Source organism: Microtetraspora malaysiensis, from assembly GCF_050947145.1.
GTDB lineage: Bacteria > Actinomycetota > Actinomycetes > Streptosporangiales > Streptosporangiaceae > Microtetraspora_A > Microtetraspora_A malaysiensis.
Map to the genome: position 1 here is coordinate 7952529 of NZ_CP191998.1, position 19024 is coordinate 7971552.

At 68.0% G+C, this 19024-nt stretch carries 20 protein-coding genes; 2 read left to right on the forward strand and 18 right to left on the reverse strand.

The genetic code is table 11. The annotated features are described in order from the left end of the window. Window positions 1–4: 4 nt before the first annotated feature. The 12 genes from ACQP1V_RS37260 to ACQP1V_RS37315 form a co-directional block, all read right to left on the reverse strand. Entirely contained in the window at window positions 5–907 is a 903-nt protein-coding gene (locus ACQP1V_RS37260) for a F0F1 ATP synthase subunit gamma (RefSeq protein ID WP_067125036.1), read from the reverse strand. Window positions 908–910: 3 nt separating this feature from the next. Continuing rightward, window positions 911–2557 (reverse strand): F0F1 ATP synthase subunit alpha, encoded by a 1647-nt coding sequence (atpA, locus tag ACQP1V_RS37265; RefSeq protein ID WP_433415319.1) that lies wholly within the window; start codon window positions 2555–2557, stop codon window positions 911–913. 23 nt (window positions 2558–2580) lie between these two features. Then, complete coding sequence (locus tag ACQP1V_RS37270) at window positions 2581–3390, reverse strand: F0F1 ATP synthase subunit delta (protein WP_433415322.1); 810 nt, start codon at window positions 3388–3390, stop codon at window positions 2581–2583. Between the two features lie 55 nt (window positions 3391–3445). Then, window positions 3446–3988 (reverse strand): F0F1 ATP synthase subunit B, encoded by a 543-nt coding sequence (locus ACQP1V_RS37275; protein WP_433415325.1) that lies wholly within the window; start codon window positions 3986–3988, stop codon window positions 3446–3448. 33 nt (window positions 3989–4021) lie between these two features. After that, window positions 4022–4243 carry an ATP synthase F0 subunit C gene (gene atpE / locus ACQP1V_RS37280; RefSeq protein WP_066941240.1) on the reverse strand — a complete coding sequence of 74 codons (222 nt, stop codon included), beginning with the start codon at window positions 4241–4243 and terminating at the stop codon, window positions 4022–4024. Window positions 4244–4307: 64 nt separating this feature from the next. Next, window positions 4308–5099, reverse strand: a complete 792-nt coding sequence (atpB, locus tag ACQP1V_RS37285) for a F0F1 ATP synthase subunit A (protein ID WP_433415328.1) — start codon at window positions 5097–5099, stop codon at window positions 4308–4310. A 67-nt stretch (window positions 5100–5166) separates the two neighbouring features. Then, window positions 5167–5382: a hypothetical protein gene (locus ACQP1V_RS37290; protein ID WP_067126044.1), complete on the reverse strand. Its 216-nt coding sequence runs from the start codon at window positions 5380–5382 to the stop codon at window positions 5167–5169. A gap of 63 nt (window positions 5383–5445) precedes the next feature. Further along, a complete protein-coding gene (locus ACQP1V_RS37295) occupies window positions 5446–5868 on the reverse strand; it encodes a hypothetical protein (protein ID WP_433415331.1) in 423 nt (140 codons plus the stop codon). A gap of 152 nt (window positions 5869–6020) precedes the next feature. Beyond that, entirely contained in the window at window positions 6021–7280 is a 1260-nt protein-coding gene (locus tag ACQP1V_RS37300; protein ID WP_433415333.1) for a glycosyltransferase family 4 protein, read from the reverse strand. A 57-nt stretch (window positions 7281–7337) separates the two neighbouring features. Further along, window positions 7338–8603 (reverse strand): serine hydroxymethyltransferase, encoded by a 1266-nt coding sequence (gene glyA, locus ACQP1V_RS37305; RefSeq protein WP_067125056.1) that lies wholly within the window; start codon window positions 8601–8603, stop codon window positions 7338–7340. Window positions 8604–8789: 186 nt separating this feature from the next. Continuing rightward, complete coding sequence (locus tag ACQP1V_RS37310) at window positions 8790–8954, reverse strand: hypothetical protein (protein ID WP_433415336.1); 165 nt, start codon at window positions 8952–8954, stop codon at window positions 8790–8792. Then, the gene (locus ACQP1V_RS37315; RefSeq protein ID WP_433415339.1) at window positions 8955–10142 is read right to left on the reverse strand and encodes a glycosyltransferase family 2 protein; all 1188 of its coding nucleotides are present in this window, start codon (window positions 10140–10142) and stop codon (window positions 8955–8957) included. Window positions 10143–10461: 319 nt separating this feature from the next. Between ACQP1V_RS37315 and ACQP1V_RS37320 the strand changes: the two genes are divergently transcribed. Next, the gene (locus tag ACQP1V_RS37320; RefSeq protein WP_433227237.1) at window positions 10462–10923 is read left to right on the forward strand and encodes a class F sortase; all 462 of its coding nucleotides are present in this window, start codon (window positions 10462–10464) and stop codon (window positions 10921–10923) included. 154 nt (window positions 10924–11077) lie between these two features. On the opposite strand, the gene ACQP1V_RS37325 is transcribed toward ACQP1V_RS37320, so the two are convergent. The 6 genes from ACQP1V_RS37325 to rpmE all read right to left on the reverse strand — a co-directional run bounded on the left by ACQP1V_RS37325 (window position 11078) and on the right by rpmE (window position 16829). Further along, window positions 11078–11464, reverse strand: coding sequence for a hypothetical protein (locus ACQP1V_RS37325; protein ID WP_245658052.1), 387 nt, complete (start codon window positions 11462–11464; stop codon window positions 11078–11080). Beyond that, window positions 11461–13785 (reverse strand): hypothetical protein, encoded by a 2325-nt coding sequence (locus ACQP1V_RS37330; RefSeq protein ID WP_433415341.1) that lies wholly within the window; start codon window positions 13783–13785, stop codon window positions 11461–11463. Before ACQP1V_RS37330 ends, ACQP1V_RS37325 begins: the two co-directional genes overlap by 4 nt. A gap of 107 nt (window positions 13786–13892) precedes the next feature. Next, window positions 13893–14543, reverse strand: coding sequence for an L-threonylcarbamoyladenylate synthase (locus tag ACQP1V_RS37335; protein ID WP_433415344.1), 651 nt, complete (start codon window positions 14541–14543; stop codon window positions 13893–13895). A 34-nt stretch (window positions 14544–14577) separates the two neighbouring features. After that, window positions 14578–15432, reverse strand: a complete 855-nt coding sequence (prmC, locus tag ACQP1V_RS37340; RefSeq protein WP_433415347.1) for a peptide chain release factor N(5)-glutamine methyltransferase — start codon at window positions 15430–15432, stop codon at window positions 14578–14580. Between the two features lie 8 nt (window positions 15433–15440). Further along, the gene (gene prfA, locus ACQP1V_RS37345) at window positions 15441–16487 is read right to left on the reverse strand and encodes a peptide chain release factor 1 (RefSeq protein WP_433415350.1); all 1047 of its coding nucleotides are present in this window, start codon (window positions 16485–16487) and stop codon (window positions 15441–15443) included. Window positions 16488–16607: 120 nt separating this feature from the next. Next, a complete protein-coding gene (rpmE, locus tag ACQP1V_RS37350) occupies window positions 16608–16829 on the reverse strand; it encodes a 50S ribosomal protein L31 (protein WP_067125081.1) in 222 nt (73 codons plus the stop codon). Window positions 16830–17555: 726 nt separating this feature from the next. Between rpmE and ACQP1V_RS37355 the strand changes: the two genes are divergently transcribed. Next, window positions 17556–18533 carry a hypothetical protein gene (locus tag ACQP1V_RS37355; RefSeq protein ID WP_433415353.1) on the forward strand — a complete coding sequence of 326 codons (978 nt, stop codon included), beginning with the start codon at window positions 17556–17558 and terminating at the stop codon, window positions 18531–18533. Window positions 18534–19024 lie beyond the last annotated feature (491 nt).

Below are 19024 nucleotides of genomic sequence, written 5' to 3' on the forward strand. Positions count from 1 at the left end.
TTACTCACTCTTTCCCCGCTGCGGCGTCAGCGAGCGCGTTGGCGCCACCGACGATCTCGCTGATTTCCTGGGTGATCTCAGCCTGCCGAGCCTGGTTCATCTGCATGGTGAACACGCGGATGAGCTCGTTGGCGTTGTCGGTCGCCGACTTCATGGCCCGCCTGCGCGAGGCCTCCTCCGACGCCGCCGACTGGAGCAGCGCGTTGAAGATACGCGACTCCACGTACCGCGGGAGCAGCGAGTCGAGCACCTCCGCGGCGTTCGGCTCGAACTCGAAGTACGGCGGGATCGTGTCGTCGGATTCTGCCTCCGACTCCACGACCTCCAGCGGCAGGATCCGCCTGACCACGACGTTCTGCGTGAGCATCGAGACGAACTCGGTGGAGACGATGTGGATCTCGTCGATCCCGTTCTCCTCCTTGAACGACTCGATCAGCGTGTCGGCGATCATCTTGGCGTCCGCGTACGACGGCCGCCGCGAGAAGCCGTCCCAGTGGCCGCCCATCTCGCGGTTCCGGAAGGTGTGCCAGGTGACACCCTTGCGGCCGACGACGAACGGCACGGCCTGGATGCCGCGCTCCTCCAGGAGCCCGCGCAGCGCCTCAGCCTCACGCAGGACGTTGGCGTTGAAACCGCCGCAGAACCCGCTGTCGCTGGTGACGATCAGCACGCCCGCGCTGTGCGGCTGCTCCTTCTCGACGGTCAGCGGGTGGTCGACGCTCGCCGTGTTGCTGACGACGCCGGACACCGCCCGCGTGATCTCCTGCTCGTACGGCACCGCCGCCTGCATGCGCTGCTGCGCCTTGACGATGCGCGACGAGGCGATGAGCTCCTGCGCACGGGTGATCTTCGCGGTGGACTTGACCGACGAGATCCGCCGCCGCAGCAATCTCAGCTGGGCACCCATGAGTTACTTCTTCTCGGACTTGCGGACGTGCTTGACGATCTTCTCCTGGCCGACCTCGCCGGCCTCGAGCGCCTCGACCGGCACGTCCCTGACCAGCAGCTCGCCGGACGAGGTCGTGAAGCCCTTCTTGAACTCGGTGATCGCGTCCTTGAGGACCGTGATCGTGTCGTCCGAGAGCTCCTTGGTCTCGCGGATGCTGTCGAACACACCCTTGTTGCCGGAGAGATAGTCGAGGAACTCGCTCTCGAAGCGGCGGATGTCCTCGACCGGGACGTCGTCCAGCTCACCGGTGGTGCCGGCCCAGATGGAGACGACCTCCTTCTCGACCGGGAAGGGGCTGTACTGCGGCTGCTTGAGCAGCTCGACCAGGCGCTGACCGCGCTCGAGCTGCGCCAGGGACGCGGCGTCGAGGTCGGAGGCGAACGCGGCGAACGCCTCGAGGTCGCGGTACTGGGAGAGCGCCAGACGGAGCGTACCGGCGACCTTCCGCATCGCCTTGGTCTGCGCCGAACCACCGACTCGGGAGACCGACACACCGACGTTGATGGCGGGGCGGACACCGGCGTTGAACAGGTCGGTCTCGAGGAAGACCTGGCCGTCGGTGATGGAGATGACGTTGGTCGGGATGAACGCCGACACGTCGTTACCCTTGGTCTCGATGATCGGCAGACCGGTCATCGAGCCGCCACCCATCTCGTTGGAGAGCTTGGCGCAGCGCTCCAGCAGACGCGAGTGCAGGTAGAAGACGTCACCCGGGTACGCCTCGCGGCCCGGCGGACGGCGCAGCAGCAGCGAGACGGCGCGGTAGGCGTCGGCCTGCTTGGTCAGGTCGTCGAAGATGATCAGGACGTGCTTGCCCTGGTACATCCAGTGCTGACCGATGGCCGAACCCGTGTAGGGCGCGATGTACTTGAAGCCCGCGGGGTCGGACGCCGGAGCGGCGACGATGGTGGTGTACTCCATCGCGCCCGCCTCCTCGAGGCGGCCCTTCACCTGGGCGATGGTGGAGCCCTTCTGGCCGACGGCGACGTAGACGCACCGGACCTGCCGGGACGGGTCGCCGGAGAGCCAGTTCTCCTTCTGGTTGATGATCGTGTCGACGGCGATCGCGGTCTTGCCGGTGCCACGGTCGCCAATGATCAGCTGGCGCTGGCCGCGGCCGATCGCGGTCATGGCGTCGATCGCCTTGATGCCGGTGGCAAGGGGCTCCTTGACCGGCTGCCGCTGCACGACCGAGGGGGCCTGCAGTTCCAGGGCGCGCAGGGCCTCGGACTCGATCGTGCCCTTGCCGTCCAGCGGGTTGCCCAGCGGGTCGACGACGCGGCCGAGGAAGTTGTCACCGACGGGAACGGAGAGGACCTCGCCGGTACGGCGAACCTGCTGCCCTTCCTCGATCTTGCTGAAGTCGCCCAGGATAACGACACCGATCTCCCGGACGTCCAGGTTCAGTGCCAGGCCACGCGTGCCGTCCTCGAACTCGAGCAGCTCGTTCGCCATCGTCGAGGGCAGGCCGGAGACATGGGCGATGCCGTCGCCACAGTCGACGACGGTCCCGATCTCCTCGCGCGCGGCGCCTTCCGGCTCGTACGCCTGGACGAAGCGCTCAAGCGCGTCCCGGATCTCGTCCGGCCGGATCGTAAGCTCCGCCATCTCTCTTCTGTCTCCCTATTCGCCTAGCCGGCCAACCGGCGGCGTACTTCTTCGATACGTCCTGCGATGGTGTTGTCGATCAGGTCGTCGCCGATCCGGATCGAGAAGCCACCGAGCACCTTGGGATCCACCTCGACGTTCAGGTGGACATCACGTCCGTACGTGGTACGCAGCCAGGCGGCGAGGCGCTGCCTCTGGGTCGCGTCGAGCGGAATGGCGCTGCGCACCACTCCGACCAGACGTTCCCGCTGCTGGGCGACGATCCAGCCGTACTCGTCGAGCCCCGACTCCAGGCTACGTCCTCGCGGGTATGCCGCGAGCTGGGTGACCAGCCGGAGGCTCGTCGGCGCGACCTTGTCGGCCAGCAGCGAGCCGAGGAGCTCCCGCTTGCGGTCGCCCGAAACGGTGGCGTCGTTCACCGTGCGCCGCAGTTCCGGGTTGGCCGCGAGGATCCGCCCGAAGCGGAAGAGCTCGTCCTCGACGTCGTCGAGACGACCCTGGCCCTCGGCCTCGGCGGAAGCGGCGATCACGGAGAGCCGCTCCAGCGCGTCGGCCAGGTCGCCCGGCCGAGACCACTTGGCCTCGACGGCGGCGACCACGGTCTCCAGCGTGGCCGTGCTCACCTTGCCCGAGAGCAGAGACCGCACGATGTCGGCCTTCTGCGCGGCCGGGCGGGCCTGGTCGGAAAGGTTGCGGCGCAGGCCGTGCTCGCGATCGAGCAGGCCGGCGACCGCGATGAGCTCGTCCGCGAGCGTGCCGAGGTCGGCGGAGCCGGCAACAGCGTTGAACCGCTCCTCGACCTCGGCGAGCGAAGCCCTGCTCAGACCTCTCATCGGCCGATCACCGCCCCTCGTTCGCCGCGCTCAGCGCGTCGGGTTCGCCGCGACATCAGCGAACCGCCTGCGTTCCCTCGAGCTGCTCGAGGAACCGGTCGACGACACGGCGCTGCCGGGCCTCGTCCTCCAGGGACTCACCCACGATGCGGCCGGCGAGTTCGGTGGACAGGCGACCGATCTCACCGCGCAGCTGCGCCATGGCCTGCTGCCGGTCGGCCTCGATCTGCGCGTGAGCCGCCTGGACGAGGCGACGCGCCTCTTCCTGCGCCTCCTCGCGGAGCTCGGTCTTGATCCGGGCGCCCTGCTCGCGCGCCTCTTCCCGCAGGCGGGCCGCGTCCTGGCGAGCCTCAGCGAGCTGGGCGCGGTACTGCTCCAGCGTGCGCTGGGCCTCGGCCTGAGCGTCCTCGGCCTTCTTGATGCCGCCCTCAATCGCCTCCGTACGCTCGTTCAGCGTCTTCTGGATGCGCGGCGTCAGGATCTTCCCGACGACGACGAGGACGAGAAGGAACGAGAAGACGCCGACGACGAGCTCGTAGAGGTGCGGCATGATCGGGCTGTTGCCCTCAGCCGCGAGAAGCGTAGCTGCCGCTTTCATGGATGCAGCCTTCCGTCAGGGGTCTTTCGTCCGTCAGTAGATGAACGGCGCAACGAGGCCGATCAGCGCAAGGGCCTCGACCAGAACGAAGCCGAGGAGCATGTTCTGCCGGATCAGGCCGTAGGCCTCCGGCTGGCGCGCGATGGCCTGGAGGCCGTTGCCGAAGATGAGGCCGACGCCGATGCCGGGGCCAAGGGTCGCCAGGCCGTAACCGATCGAACCGATGTTGCCGGAGACCTCAGCGAGAACGCTCATTGCATTTCCTTTACTGGACGGCCGGTGCAGGGTGTCACCGGTCTGGACTAGGCGGGAAGGGGTCTTAGTGCTCGGCGTGCAGGGAGCCGCCGATGTACATGGCGGCGAGCAGCGCGAACAGGAAGGCCTGCAGGAACTGGATGAACAACTCGAAGCCGGTCATGGCGATCGTGAAGAGGACACCCAGCACTCCCACCGGCGCTCCGAGCGGGGTCAGCTTCTCGAAGAGGAACCAGAAGCCCACCATGCTGAAGAACGCAATGATGATGTGACCGGCGAACATGTTCGCGAACAGTCGCACCGCGTGCGTGAAGGGGGCGACGATCATGTTCGAGAGGAACTCGATCGGAGCCAGCAGGAAGTAGATCGGCTTGGGCAGCCCGGGCGGGAACATCATGTTCTTGAAGTAGCCGAGCGCGCCCTGGTGCTTCATGCCCAGGTAGATCTTCAGCGCGTAGACGGACACCGCCAGCACGATGGGGAAGGCGATGTGCGAGGCGACCGGGAACTGGAGGACGGGGACGACGCCCATCAGGTTCCAGATCCAGACCAGGAAGAAGAGGCTGAGCAGCAGGCCCATGTAGCGGTCGGCGTCCTTGCCCAGGAACGGGCGGGCCACCTGGTCGCGCACGAACGTGTAGCCCATCTCACCGATGTTCTGCACGCCCCGCGGCACCAGCTTGGGGTTGGCGAAGGCCGACCAGCAGAAACCGATGACGACCACCGAGCTCAGGAGAGCGAGCAGCACCGGCTTCGTCAGCCAGAAGGGAGCCCCGTCCCAGAGCGGGGGGAATTCGAACAGTTCAAGCCCCGGGGCCTTGAACTCGTCGGCGGCGAGAACCGTCAGCGCGCTCACGCGGCGTTCCCTTCAACGTGGAGATGGATCAGGATGGCTTGCCCAGAGGGATGACCGTCAGCTGAGTTCAGCGACCGTACTTCAGGTAGACGAGGTAGATCGCGAGCACTACCCCGATGATGATTCCGATCGGAAAGAAGGCGTGCACGCCCGACCATCGGCTCAGCAACCAGCCGGAGCCGCCCCAGATAATCATTCCCGAGATGAGGTAGCTGGGAATCGACCAGGCGGCGTTGGCGAAGTCGCGGCCGTCCTGTTCGGGGCTGCGCTCCTTTTCGCTCATCGCGGGCACGACGATAGCAGGCAGGGACCGGACTAGTCATATCGGACTGCGCCATGACGCCGGTCACGGGTTTCCCTGCCCGGGCACCCGGGCCTCGGGCTCGACGTAAAGCAGCCGCAATTTCATGAAGCCGCGCATCTCGCCCACCGTCCAGGCCACGGTACACGCGACGACGGTGAGCGCGAACGCACGGGGGCTGAACGCGGTCGCGCCCTCGAAGGCCTTGAGCAGAGCCATGATGACCAGCACCTTGACCGCGTAGCTCGCGATCGCGGCCAGCATCATCATCTGCGGCGAGATCCGGCCGGCCCATGAGACCGCGACCAGGCCGACGGTGAAGAAGACCGCGACCAGAGCGATGCCGATGAACGCGCCGATCGCGCCCTGGACACCGGCGAGGATCACCGCGACGACCACGGCGACCAGGCCCACCGCGAGGGTGGGGAGGGCGGCGCCCTTGAGCACGCGCACGTCGTTGGCCTGCATCGGAACTCCATGAACCGGTTGTCAAGCGAGCGATTGCTTCCAGAGAGATTCCAGCATGTGGAATCCCTGCTAGTGAAAGCTATCACAAGCTCAGCGGGGGCTGCCTTTACCTGCCAGTTCGCGGCGCCACGGCCAGGAGTTCGGTACGGAGGTCAGAGGGTGGTGGCGCGGGCGTGCCTCGTCGCGCTGGCCTCCGCCGTACCCGGATCGGAGGGGTCGGCGCCGAACGCGGAGGACTGACCGCCGCCCGGCCCGCTCGCGCCGCCGCCTCCGGGCTTGTTCTTGCCGCGCCGCCGCTCGCCCTTGCGCGAGCGCCACCGCGGCGAGGCCATCAGGATGAGCACCGCGATCGCCAGCACGACGGTGATCGGGAACAGGATCAGCGGTACACCGCCGATCGACAGGCCGACCAGCGTGAATGAGAACAGGAACGTCCAGCCGTACATGATCAGCACGCTGCGGCGCTGGGAATGCCCGATGTCGAGCAGCCGGTGGTGCAGGTGGCCGCGGTCGGGCGCGAACGGGGACAGGCCGGCGGATGTTCGGCGGACCACCGCCATGACCAGGTCCAGCAACGGGAGAACCATCACCGCGATCGGTAGCAGCAGCGGCAACACCACGGGGAACTTGTTCATCCGGTCGAGAGCGCCCGAGTCGACCGACGAGATGATCGTGATGAGCGACGTGGCCAGGAGCATCCCGATCAGCATCGCCCCGGTGTCGCCCATGAAGATCTTGGCCGGGTTGAAGTTGTGCGGCAGGAAGCCGAGGCACATGCCGATCAGGATCGCCGCGATGGCCGCGGTGACGTTGATGCGGGACCCGCTGCTGCTCTGCGAGAGAGCGATGGAGTAGGCGAAGGTCGCCAGGGCGCCGATGCCGACGATGCCCGCGGCCAGGCCGTCCAGGCCGTCCACGAAGTTGACCGCGTTGATCACGACCACCACGATCATGATCGTGATAATGGTGCGGAGGTTGGGGTCGAGCCCGGTCGAGCCGCCCATGTCCTTGGGCAGCGGCAGCCAGGGCAGGTACATCCCGAAGTACACGAGCAGGCCGCCCGCCGCGATCTGACCACCCAGTTTGACCAGCGCGTCCATGCCGAGCCAGTCGTCCAGGAAGCCGGTCAGCACGATCACGCCGCCCGCCACCAGAAGCGCGGTCACCGTCTGCCCCGCCTGACCTGTGGCGAGCTGCGCCCCGACGTAAGGCAGGTGTGTCGCGAGCAGCAGTCCGGCGGCCATCCCGCCGAACATCGCCAGGCCCCCCAGCCTCGGGATCGGCACCGTGTGCACGTCCCGGTCCCGCACTTCGGGCGCCGCGCCGATGCGCAGTGCGAACACCCGGACCGGAGGCACCAGCAGGTAGGTGACCGCGGCCGTGACGAGCGCCAGGAGCAGATATTCGCGCACGGACCTAGTTTCTCGCTTGGGCGGACCAGTTGTGACGGGAAAAGGCCGCGAAGCGCCTCATTCGCCGGGATAAGCCGGATGCGCGGCGGTCAGCGCCCTTACCCGTTCGATCACTGACGTTATAGCACCAGGCTTGCACACTGCCTGCACGACGGCTGAGGCGATCTCTTTCATCTCCCCCGGTCCCATGCCCTGGGTGGTCACACAGGACGTGCCGATCCGGATGCCCGAGGTGATGGTGGGTGGCTCCGGGTCGTACGGGACGGCGCCGCGGTTGAGGATGATCGCCGCCTCCTCGCAGCGGCCCTCCGCCTCCGCCCCCGTCACGCCCGCACCGCGGACGTCGAGCAGAACCAGGTGCGTGTCCGTACCGCCGGAGACGGGACGCAACCCCTCGGTGGTGACCGCCTCGGCGAAGGCCGCCGCGTTCTCCACGACCCTCGCGGCGTACGTGCGGAACTCGGGCCGCAGCGCCTCGCCGAACGCGACCGCCTTCGCCGCCACCGCGTGCATCAGCGGGCCGCTCTGGGCGAAAGGGAAGACCGCGCGGTCGATCCGCTGCGCCAGCTCGGCGGTGCAGAGGATGCCGCCGCCGCGCGGCCCGCGCAGCGTCTTGTGGGTGGTGAACGTGACCACGTCCGCGTACGGCACCGCGGACGGGACGGCCTCCCCCGCCATCAGCCCGATCGTGTGCGCGGCGTCCACCAGCAACCAGGCCCCGGTCTCGTCGGCGATCCCCCGGAAGGCCGCGTAGTCGATCAGCCGGGAGTACGTCGCCGCGCCGCAGATGATCAGCTTGGGGCGGTGTCTGAGCGCGAGGTCGCGGACCTCGTCGTAGTCGATCAGCTCGTTGTCCCGGCGCACGCCGTAGAAGACGACGTCGAACCATCGGCCGGAGAAGTTGGCCTTGGACCCGTGGGTCAGGTGGCCGCCGTGCTGCAGCGCCATCGCGAGCACGGTGTCGCCGGGCTTGAGCAGCGCGGCGTAGGCGGCGAAGTTGGCCGAGGCCCCGGTATGGGGCTGGACGTTCACATGATCGGCGCGGAACAGCCGCCTGGCCCGGTCGACGGCGAGCCGCTCGGCCTGGTCGACCACCTCGCAGCCGGCGTAGTACCGCCGTTCGGGATACCCCTCGGCGTACTTGTTGGTGAGCGTGGAGCCGAGGGCCGCCATCACGGCGGGCGAGGTGAAGTTCTCGCCCGCGATGAGCTGGAGCCCGCCGCGCAGCCGGGCGAGCTCGTCCAGAAGCAGTTGCGCGACCTCGGGATCCTGCCGCGCCAGTTGGGAGAAATCGGGTCCGTAGAACGGGTGCGTCTCATTCATCGACCGGGCTCACATCGCAGAAATGACCGTTCTCTCAACGGTAAGCCCGGACCTGCCCGCCACGACTGCCCCCAACCGGCTTTACGGAAGCTCTACCGAATATCGGGGAAATTGCGGCGAAGCGTCATGGGATCACCGCGGCGGGCCGTTTACGTGAACACGCAGCCGGCTATTACCGAACGGCGATCATGACTCCCGCTTCGGGATGATCCGCTTGATCGCGACCGCCGCGGAGGCCAGAGTAAAGGCACCCAGTGCGATCCAGAAAGCGTTCCCGCCGACAAAGGGAGCCGACAGCGCGCCGCCTCCGAAACCGGCGGCCACACCGCCGACAGGGGGATTGTTGTACATTTACCATTTCCTTTCTCTACGCCATGCGGCGTCCCAGAAGGCTTTCGCCTGAGCGATCTGCAGGAATACGTCGAAAACCATTTCAACGAGCAGCAGGCTCGCGATCGCCATCTGCTTGGGACCCCTGCTGCTGACGGTCACGATCCGCTCGATCACGAAGATGACCGTGACGGCCAGCCAGAGGGGATGAATCATCGGTCCGCCCGCGACGACGATCGACCATGTGGTCACGCCGAGATAGGCGAAGATCACGATGATGCCGACGAGCGACAGGAGCTGGCGCCCCCAGTAGGGCAGGGTCACCCGCGTCCAGCCGTAGTCCATGAGGTTCTCCAGCGCGCCACGCTTCCACCGGAGACGCTGCTTGAAGAGGTCTGCCCAGGTCTCCATGACCTCTGTGGTGAGTGTGCACTCGGCAGGGCAGAGGATGCGGAACCTCAGGTGCAGCAGGGCCAGGGTCAGCTCGTTGTCCTCGGTCAGGACGCGCACGTCGTACACCTGGTCGCGTCCGGGCAGGCGGCCGGCGCGCCGGGCGGACACGACCTCTTTGAGCGCGAGGGCGCGGAACAGCGTCGCCGTACCGGTCAGCACCAGAGCCTTCCCCTGGAGCCTGCGCACGTCCCGGGCGTAGCGGGCGTACTCGTTCCGCTGGAACATGCCCACGAGGCCGCCCCCGGGCTTGCCGGTGAACGTGCCGCCGATCGCGGCCAGCTTCCCCGGCGCCAGCCTGACGAGCGCATTGTGGATGAACCCGGGATGGAGCGCCGAGTCCGCGTCCATGACGAGCACCGCGTGCCGGCTGTCCAGGTCCGGCAGCAGCATCTCCAGCACCTGGTTGAGCGCACCCGCCTTCTTGTGCCGGTTGCCGACCGTCCTGATCACCTCGGCGCCGTACGATCGGGCGATCTCCTCGGTCGCGTCGGTGCAGCTGTCGGCGATGACCATGATCGTGTCGGGCTTGCGCTGCTGGAGGTGGAGCGACTGGATGGTCTCCGCGATCTGGTCTTCCTCGTTGTGCGCGGGAACGAGCACGATGACCCGCATCTCGGAGATGTCCACCGGGGGCAGGTCGTGGCCTCCGCCTGCCCCGCCTGCCCGCGAGGAGGCCCGATGCCGGCCGGGGTCGCCGTGCGCGCGCGCCTCGGTGCCGAGGCGCCGTATTTGATGAGGGGCGCGCCGGGTACCCACCCGAACCATCACTGACCGTCCCGAACAAGCTCTATAGACCGTTCCATACGATCCTAAAGGTACATTTGTGACTTATGGGACAAAATGCTGTCGTGTTGCTTAAATCACAGCAAACGATCAAAAACGGAGCATTTTGATGCGACACGGGGGTGCGGGCGGAGTCGCGGCTCTCACCCTGGCCACCGCGTCCGTCGCCGCGTTCACGCTCGGCTGCTCCCCCGCCGCCGGCCCGTCTCCGCCACCCGCTCCGCCCCGGAGTGCCGCCACCGCGGAGGCGGCGCCGACGGCCGCCGGACCGGAGAGGCCGACCGCGAAGGCGATGCCCGCCTCGCCTCCCGTACGACTGGAAATCCCGCAGATCGGCGTGCGTACGAGCCTCATGACGCTCGGCAAGAACCCGGACGGCACGCTGGAGGTGCCGCCGCTCTCCCGGGTGGACGAGGCAGGTTGGTACCGGCTCGGCCCCACGCCAGGAGCGACCGGGCCGGCCGTGATCGTCGGGCACGTGGACTCAAAGGAGGGGCCGGGCGTCTTTTTCCGCCTCGGCGACCTGCGGCCGGGCGACACCGTGAAGGTGTCCCGACAGGACGGGACACAGGCCACATTTAGCGTCGATTCCCTAGAAAGCGCACGAAAGGATCGTTTTCCGACGGCCAAAGTGTATGGAATGACAGATTTCCCGGGTCTGCGACTGATCACTTGTGGTGGAACGTTCGACCGGGGAAGCGGACACTACCTCGACAATGTGATCGTCTACGCGCACCTGGTTTCTTCCAGGTGACCTCGGGCGCTCCGGTTTCCTCCGGGCCGTGGACACCCGGGCCGGTGACGGCGGCCACGGTCGTTAGGACGACCGGCTTCGGTGACCCGCTTGGGTGGAGCCGGCCCGGCTCAGGGGAAGGCGGGCCGACATGGCGTTGCCCGGCGGCGAGCTGTCAGGAGAACGCGCGCGGCGCGCCGACGCCCCCAGGAATCCACCGCGGCGTGTCGGCGGCCTGGTCGCTGATGGCGGTCAGCACGGCCTGCCGGTACATCGCCAGCCGGTTGCGCCACTCGGTCACGTCGTCCACGTACCGCTTGGCCACGGGGGCGTCCCAGACGTCGGCGCTCCGTGCCATCTGATGCGGCTTGTCCAGAGATCCGGTGAGCTGTTCCATGAGCGGCAGAACCTGGAGCCAGAGATCGACGAGCCGCTGATATTCGGGGTTGAACACCCACGTCGTGTGCTGGCCGCCGGGCGCGAGCAGATCCGTGGCCGACGGCGCGGGCGGCGTCTCTCCCGGCTGGAGCGGTGTGGGCGCGGGCGGATCCCCATAGATCACGTCTTTCCTCCCTTGGCCTTCTCTCTCGCCGCGTCCACGGAGTCCGGCGTGCCGTGAACGGCGTCACCGCCACCCGTCGCGAACGGATCCTCCGTGACGTTGTCCTCCGGCGTTCCCACGTAGTCTCCGAGAGGATCTCCGGGGGCCAGCCCCGCATGACGTACGCTCTGCCGGGTCGGCTCCAGGGGCTCGACGAATCCCGGCGGACCGTCGGGGTGCGGCCCGGGCGACGTACCGGACGCCGCGTGAGCGCCGCTCCCCTGCGTTCCGACCCCGTGAGCTCCCGTGCCCCCTGTTCCGGCGCTGCCGTCCACCGAGATGAGCGAAGCGTCGGCGACGTGGTTCATCGGCGTGGAGACGACCTTCACGCCATCCACGACGATCACCTGCCGCCCGGCGGTCTGATCGATGTCGTCCGGATGGTCCTTCCACGGCGTGTCGATGATGAGGGAATCGTCCCGTGAATGCCCCACGCCGGCGACCGAAGCTCCGCCCCCTCCGTCGGCGCCGTGTGCCACCGCGCCCGTGACAGCCGGGGCGTCACCGGCGGAGACACCCGCGGCCGCCCCGCCAGCCGCCCCGCCACCGCCACCCGCGGTCGCACCAGGGGCTCCGGGCGCTCCACCGCTTACCGCGGTCCCCTCACCCGAGGAGACACCCGGGGTCGCCCCCGCGCCGCCCACGGCCGGACCGCCGCTGCCGGCGGAGCCGCCCTGCGTCGCCGTCCCCGCGCCGCCCACGCCGCCGGAGACGCCGTGCGACGCTGTCCCGGTATCGCCGGAGGCCGTGGTCGCCGCCCCCGTGGAGGAGGCAGCTGACGCGTCACCGGTCGTGCCGATGATCGAGCTCCCCCAGGCATCACCTGTGCCGCCCGCGGATGAGGCCGCACCCGCACCGCCGCCGGTGGCGGCTGGGGCGGTTGAGGCCGTGCCCGCCGACGCGTCCCCGGGCTGGCCGGCAGCCGGGACGCCCGCATCGCCTCCGGGGCCCGCTGCCGTTTCGCCATAGGAGGTCGTCCGCACCTCAGCCCCGCCATCGCCATACGCGGGGGATGCGGCGGTGGACGCGCCGTCGGCACCGCTGAGGGGCGCGCCTGGCGCGTGTGTCCCGGTGCTGCCGGACGGTACGCCCCCGGCCGTGCTCGTGGCCGCACCGTCGGTCGTGGCGGCGGGAATCACCCCAGAGCCGGTGCCTGCGGAGGCCGTACCCGTCGCCGGGGTGCCGGTCGCGCTCGTGGACGCGTCTCCTGTCGACCCCACGGAGCCGCCGTCTGCCGTCGTGCTGGTGATTCCCGCCCCGGGGGCGCCGGTGGCCGTCCCGGTGGACGCATGTCCGGCACCCGTCGTCCCAGCGGACGTATCTCCGACACCCGCGGTTCCTGTCCCGGCCGACGCATGTCCGGCACCCGTCGTGCCGGTGGACGCGCCTCCGGCGTCGGTGCCGGTCCAGGTGCCGTAGACGGCGTCCGGATGGGGGTTGTCGACGGCGACCTTCGGGGCGGGGGCGGTGGTGGTGTTCGGGGCGACGTCCTTCGACGCGATGTCCACCCGGACCGGCTCTTCGGTCGCCTTGCTCCCGCCGGAGGATCCGCCGGTCTTGGGCGCGTGTTCCTTGGCCTTCCCGGGGTCTTTGCCGGGATTCTCGGCGCTTCCCCGGCCGTCCGTCTCCTTGCCGGTGGACCCGTGCCCGGCGTCCTTCCCGGACTCCTTGCCGGACGTTTTCCCGTGCTCTTTGGCGGTCTCCTCGCCGGATTCGCGGCCCGAGTCCTTGGAGTCCTTGGCTGCGCCGTCCTTGGGGTCGTCCGCCGGCCGCGTGATGTCCCGTTCGGCGTCGGCCCCCTTGGACGTGTCATGGTCCGGAGACTTTGCCTTCTTGTGCGGCGAATCCTCGGATGTGCCGTGCGCGCCCTTGTCAGAGCTTTTATCGGACCCCTTGTCGGACCCCTTGGCCGAGTCCGACCCCTTGCCTGAATGCGAGTCCTTGTCCGACTCGGATTTCTTGGCGGTGTCGTCCTTGGGGTCGTCCGCCGGTTTCGTGATGTCGCGCTCGCCGCCCGAGGACGACGACGAGGGCCTGACCGCCCCGGACGACTGCTTCTCCCTCTTTTCCAGGAGGTCGAGCCGGGCGGCCACGTCCTTCACCATCACGCCGCAGGCGTCCGCCACCTGGGCGGGACGGTGGGTCGTCTGCACGGCGACGCCGGCGGCGCGCGTGAGCCGGATGATCTGGGCCTCGATGTCGTCCATCCGCTTCGCGGCCTGCTTGACGTGGGCCAGCAGTTCGCGGACCAGCTTCGGATCCATCCCGTCCAGTTTGGGCATGGGCACGCCTCCACGAAGACATCGGCGCACTTACCGTAACCGCGACGTTAGCCCGACATGCCTTCGATAGCCAGACGGCATGATTGACCCGGTTTGCTGCTGTTGAGTCAGTCGCTGGTCGCGATGTAGCTCACCACACCGCGCAGCTTCTCCACGGAGAGCGCCCCCTTGCGCAGCACACGGGGCACCGCGCTGGTCAGGTCCACGATCGTGGAGGGCACGTCGTCGGCGCACTTGCCGCCGTCGAGGTAGACGGCGACGGAGTCGCCGAGCTGTGCCTCCGCCTCCTCAGCGGTGGTGGCGGGCGCGGCACCGGACCGGTTCGCGCTCGAAACCGCCATGGGGCCGGTGTCCTTGAGCAGGTCAAGCGCGATGGCGTGCAGCGGCATCCGCAGGGCGACGGTGCCCTTGGTGTCGCCGAGGTCCCACGACAGCGACCGGTTGGCCCGGCAGATCAACGTCAGCGGGCCGGGCCAGAACGCGTCCACCAGGTCCTGCCCGTACGGACCGAACTCCTCGACCAGGGCGGTCGCCGCGCGCACCGTGCCGACGAGCACAGGGACCGGCATGTCGCGGCCGCGTCCCTTGGCCTCCAGGAGCGCGGTCACGGCCGACGGGGTGAAGGCGTCGGCGCCGATGCCGTACACGGTGTCCGTCGGCATCACCACCAGCTCGCCCCCCCGTACGGCCGACGCCGCGTCGATCAACCCGGAGGTGCGCTCGCCCTGGTTCGCGCAGTCATAGCGCCTACTGCTCATGCGTCCCATCTCCTTCTCAGGTACGGCACGGCTCTCATTCCTGCCCGAGGCGCGCGGTGACGAAGCGGTCCCGCCCGGTGAGGTCCTGGCGCAGCCGTACGTCACGCCAGCCGTTGTCCTCGGAGAAGAGCCAGTAGACGGCATTGCCCTGCTCGTCGGCGTGCTCGACGGCCATGAACCCGCCCGGCCGCAGCAGCCGCCGTGCCGTGCGTTCGACCGCTCTGACCTCGTCGAGGCCGTCCTGTCCGGAACCGTACAGGGCGCGCGACGGGTCGTAGTCGCGTACCTCGGGGTCGCGCGGGACGGCTCCCGGCGGGATGTACGGCGGATTGGAGATCACCAGATCGACCTTGCCGTTCAGTTCCTGCAGGCAGTCGGTGAGGTCCTCCGGATGCAGCATCGTGCGGCCCTGGCCGTGCTCCAGGATGTTCCGCTTGGCCCAGCCGTACGCCACAGGGTCGACCTCGACGGCGTGGACCTGGGCGAGCGCCACCTCCTGCGCGATCGACAGCGCGATGGCGCCGGATCCCGTGCCGAGGTCGACGACGACGGGTGAGGCGACGTCCATCTCGCGCAGCCGGTCGATCGCCCAGCCGGCGACGACCTCGGTCTCGGGCCGGGGGACGAACACACCGGGGCCCACTTCGAGGGAGAGGTAGCGGAAGTAGGCCCGGCCGGTGATGTGCTGCAGCGGTTCCCGGGCCTCCCTGCGCGCGATGCCCTCCCAGAAAAGGGCGTCGAAGTCCGCGTCCTTGACGGTGTGCAGCCTGCCGCGCGGCACGCCGTGCACGAAGGCCGCGATCTCCTCGGCGTCGGTTCGCGGTGACGGCACGCCCGCCTCGGCGAGCCGGGCGGTGGCGAGTGCTATCTCGTCCAGCAGGAAGGTCATAGGTCCACTTACGAATGGGCGGCCAGCTTTTCCGCCAGTTCGGCGTCGAGCAATGCCTGTATCACCGCGTCCAGGTCCCCGTCCAGGACTTGGTCGAGGTTATAGGCCTTGAAGCCCACCCGATGGTCGGAAATGCGATTCTCAGGGAAGTTGTAGGTGCGGATCCGCTCAGATCGGTCGACCGTACGCACCTGGGATTTGCGCTCGGCCATGGCCGCCGCCTCGGCCTCCTCCTGGGCCATCACGAGCAGGCGGGCCCGCAGGATGCGCATCGCCGACTCCTTGTTCTGGAGCTGGCTCTTCTCGTTCTGGCAGGACACGACCACGCCGGTCGGGATGTGTGTGATCCGGACGGCGGAGTCGGTGGTGTTGACGCTCTGGCCACCGGGGCCGCTCGACCGGAAGACGTCGATCCGCAGGTCGTTGGCGTCGATCTGGACGTCCACCTCTTCGGCCTCGGGGTAGACGAGCACGCCCGCGGCCGAGGTGTGGATGCGGCCCTGGGACTCGGTCACCGGGACACGCTGGACGCGGTGGACGCCGCCTTCGAACTTGAGGCGGGCCCAGACGCCCTCTCTGCCCTTGATCGCGACCGTGACGTCCTTGTAGCCGCCGAGGTCGGAGTGCTGAGCGTCGATGATCTCGGTCTTGTATCCGACGCGCTCGGCGTATCGCAGGTACATCCGCAGGAGGTCGCCGGCGAACAGGGCCGACTCCTGGCCGCCCTCACCCGCCTTGATCTCCATGATGATGTCCTTGTCATCGTTCGGGTCGCGCGGGACCAGGAGGTGCGTCAGCCGCTCCTCCAGCGCCGGGATGCGGCCCTCCAGCTCGGCGGCCTCGTCGGCGAACGCCGAGTCCTCCGCCGCCAGTTCCCGCGCCGCAGTGATGTCCTCCCGGACACCCTCCAGCTCGCGGTACGTCGTGACGATGGGCGTGAGCGTCGAATAGCGCTTGCCGTATGTCCGTGCCTTGGCCTGGTCGGCGTGCACGGAGGGATCGGCGAGCTTCAACTCCAGATCCGCGTACTCACTGATGATCTCGTCAAGATTCACCGCGCGCTCCTTTCCTTGGGTACGGCTTTCGGGATTCGGCCTCCATCACGAAGAACGCCGACCCGGGCACGCCTCTAGTCGAAATCGAAAGAAGCGGTCCGAGCCGGCGTCTGTGAAGAGCTACTGGCCCTTCTGGGCCTTCTTCCCGAAGCGCGCCTCGAAGCGCGCCACCCGGCCGCCCGTGTCGAGGATCTTCTGCTTGCCCGTGTAGAACGGGTGGCAGGCGGAGCAGACGTCGGCGTGGATGACACCGTTCTTGGCGGTGCTGCGGGTGGTGAAGCTGTTCCCGCAGGTGCAGGTCACCTGGGTGACGACGTAGTCCGGGTGAATCTCGGCCTTCATTGTTCAGTCCTAACGCTAGGCGCGGTCGCCGGGTCGCTTGTTCACCATGCAGGATCGCCCGTGCAGGCTTGCGCGCGTCGGGCACACGGACGCGCGCGCGGGAACCGGTACCGCTGCGGTTCGGCTACCAGTGTGCCAGATCAGGAAACCGCTCCACGCCGCCGACTATTCCCCGCCTGTACACGAGGCGTCCGCCGGGATGTCGGCGGATCACGCGACCCGGCTCTCCCGGGTCCTCACGACCTCTGGTAGGCGGCCTGACCAGACGCCGCGGGAGACGCCGGAAAGTGGAGCGCCGTCGACCTGGCGTGATGTGTCCTTTGCCACTTTCGGCGTCGAAGATCAGTTTCTGTGACGCTTGGCGGAATGCCCTAGGGACACCCCGGGATGTGGATAACTCTCGAGTTCCCAGCTGGTGGCCCATATCCCAACATTGTGGAACATCCGGGAAAGGGCTCAGTAAATGAGGAGCATCCTCACCATCCGGGTGGACGCACCTCACAGGCACCACTAAGCTCCGGTGTCCATAACCCGACTTTTCCCTCAATTTTACCAATGTTAGGGGTATCCATGAGGAAGAGCCTGCGGCTTGCAGTAGCGGCCGCAACGGGGGCAGCACTCTTCGCTACCGGTGCGGCCATCACCGTAGCCTCCCCCGCGAGTGCCCTGAGCGCCGCCGCGCGCGCGACTGCGGCCGACATCGCCTCCGTTACCGTCGACACCTCGGTGGCATTCATCCCGCCGACGGGCAGCGACACCATCCCCTTCGTCATCAAGGTGAACAACCCCTATGGCGGCACCACCAAGGCGCCGACCATCAAGGCGGAGTTCTGGAAGGAGGGAGAGCAGACCAGCAGCGCCGGGCACGCCGCCACGGTCACCCAGCTGACCGATCTGGCCAACAGCACGCCGGCCCCGACGCCGCCGGCAAGTCCTGTTGAGGTCAAGGGCACCATCCCGGTCTCGTCGAGCGACAAGCCGACCACCGCCAGTGGCAAGTGGACCCTCAAGGTCACCGTGACGCCCGACGGCGCCACCACGCCGGTTGATTCCAAGGAAACGACCTTCGAGGTCAAGGCCGCGACGCGGGTCAACGGGGCGAGCGTTTCGCCGAACCCCGTCACGCTGAAGTCGGGCAAGGAAGTCGACGTCTTCGTCGCGTTCGAGCTGGAGAAGTCGGGCGACGAGAAGGTCACCGACGTCCGGCTGGAGAGCAAGAGCTACGACGACTACTTCTCGCTCAGCACCGGCCTGGAGACGGACGGCAAGTCGTACCACGACTCGGCCGCCTTCGACTACAGCACCTCGACCGGCTCGTGGCAGCTGAAGATCACGGTCACCCGTGGTTCGAAGACCTACAGCTTCGTCAAGGGCTTCGAGGTCAGGAAGTCCGGCTCCTCCAAGGCCACGTCGAAGATCAAGATGACCGCCTCGCCCACCAAGGTGAAGAAGGGCAAGACGACCAAGCTCTCCGGCAAGGTCTACCGCGGCTCCACCGGGTGGAACAAGAAGATCATGAAGCTCTACTTCAAGAAGAAGGGCTCCTCGAAGTGGTCGTTCGTGGGCTACGTCGGCTCCAACTCGAGCGGTAAGTTCAGCAAGACCGTCAAGCCGAAGTACACCGGCTACTGGCGTCTGTCGGCCACGGGCACCAGCTCGACCTACGGCTCCTACTCCAACTACAAGCTCGTCACGGTCAAGTAGCGGCTCAGGGGATCTGCACGCCTCGCGTCACCAACCCCTGGCGCAAGCCGTACAGCACCGGGAAAGGCCCGCACGGTTCACACCGTGCGGGCTTTTTCATGCCCGGAGGCGAGCACGCCATAGAACCGGGACCTCGCGCTCGTCCCCATGGGTGATGAGACCCGAGGAGAACCTTTGCACCCCAGCAGACGAGACGATTTCACGGAGTTCGTGGCCGGCCGGTCGGACAGCCTCATCCGGCTCGCTCGCTCCGAACCCTCGACTGTCGTCGACAGTCCCGACGTCACCGTCACCGCGTACGGCGAGGCGGGCCGGATCCTCGGGCAGCGCAAGAACGTCAAGTACCTCACCGCCGGACGCACCGGCTCGGAGTCTGCTCCCGGCCCGGGGGCGACCCCTCGCCGGCGGAGGGCGGCCGGACCGCCCCTTCGCCGCGGCTCTCCTGACACATCCCACAACCACAGCGTCGCCCGGAAAGGGAAACGCCCCGG

Excerpts from the sequence above, each read along its gene's own strand:
- ACQP1V_RS37260 (WP_067125036.1), bottom strand. The coding sequence starts at position 907 with ATGGGTGCCCAGCTGAGATTGCTGCGGCGGCGGATCTCGTCGGTCAAG.
- atpA (WP_433415319.1), bottom strand. The coding sequence starts at position 2,557 with ATGGCGGAGCTTACGATCCGGCCGGACGAGATCCGGGACGCGCTTGAG.
- ACQP1V_RS37270 (WP_433415322.1), bottom strand. The coding sequence starts at position 3,390 with ATGAGAGGTCTGAGCAGGGCTTCGCTCGCCGAGGTCGAGGAGCGGTTC.
- ACQP1V_RS37275 (WP_433415325.1), bottom strand. The coding sequence starts at position 3,988 with ATGAAAGCGGCAGCTACGCTTCTCGCGGCTGAGGGCAACAGCCCGATC.
- atpE (WP_066941240.1), bottom strand. The coding sequence starts at position 4,243 with ATGAGCGTTCTCGCTGAGGTCTCCGGCAACATCGGTTCGATCGGTTAC.
- ACQP1V_RS37290 (WP_067126044.1), bottom strand. The coding sequence starts at position 5,382 with ATGAGCGAAAAGGAGCGCAGCCCCGAACAGGACGGCCGCGACTTCGCC.
- ACQP1V_RS37295 (WP_433415331.1), bottom strand. The coding sequence starts at position 5,868 with ATGCAGGCCAACGACGTGCGCGTGCTCAAGGGCGCCGCCCTCCCCACC.
- glyA (WP_067125056.1), bottom strand. The coding sequence starts at position 8,603 with ATGAATGAGACGCACCCGTTCTACGGACCCGATTTCTCCCAACTGGCG.
- ACQP1V_RS37310 (WP_433415336.1), bottom strand. The coding sequence starts at position 8,954 with ATGTACAACAATCCCCCTGTCGGCGGTGTGGCCGCCGGTTTCGGAGGC.
- ACQP1V_RS37320 (WP_433227237.1), top strand. The coding sequence starts at position 10,462 with ATGCCCGCCTCGCCTCCCGTACGACTGGAAATCCCGCAGATCGGCGTG.
- ACQP1V_RS37330 (WP_433415341.1), bottom strand. The coding sequence starts at position 13,785 with ATGCCCAAACTGGACGGGATGGATCCGAAGCTGGTCCGCGAACTGCTG.
- ACQP1V_RS37335 (WP_433415344.1), bottom strand. The coding sequence starts at position 14,543 with ATGAGCAGTAGGCGCTATGACTGCGCGAACCAGGGCGAGCGCACCTCC.
- prmC (WP_433415347.1), bottom strand. The coding sequence starts at position 15,432 with ATGACCTTCCTGCTGGACGAGATAGCACTCGCCACCGCCCGGCTCGCC.
- rpmE (WP_067125081.1), bottom strand. The coding sequence starts at position 16,829 with ATGAAGGCCGAGATTCACCCGGACTACGTCGTCACCCAGGTGACCTGC.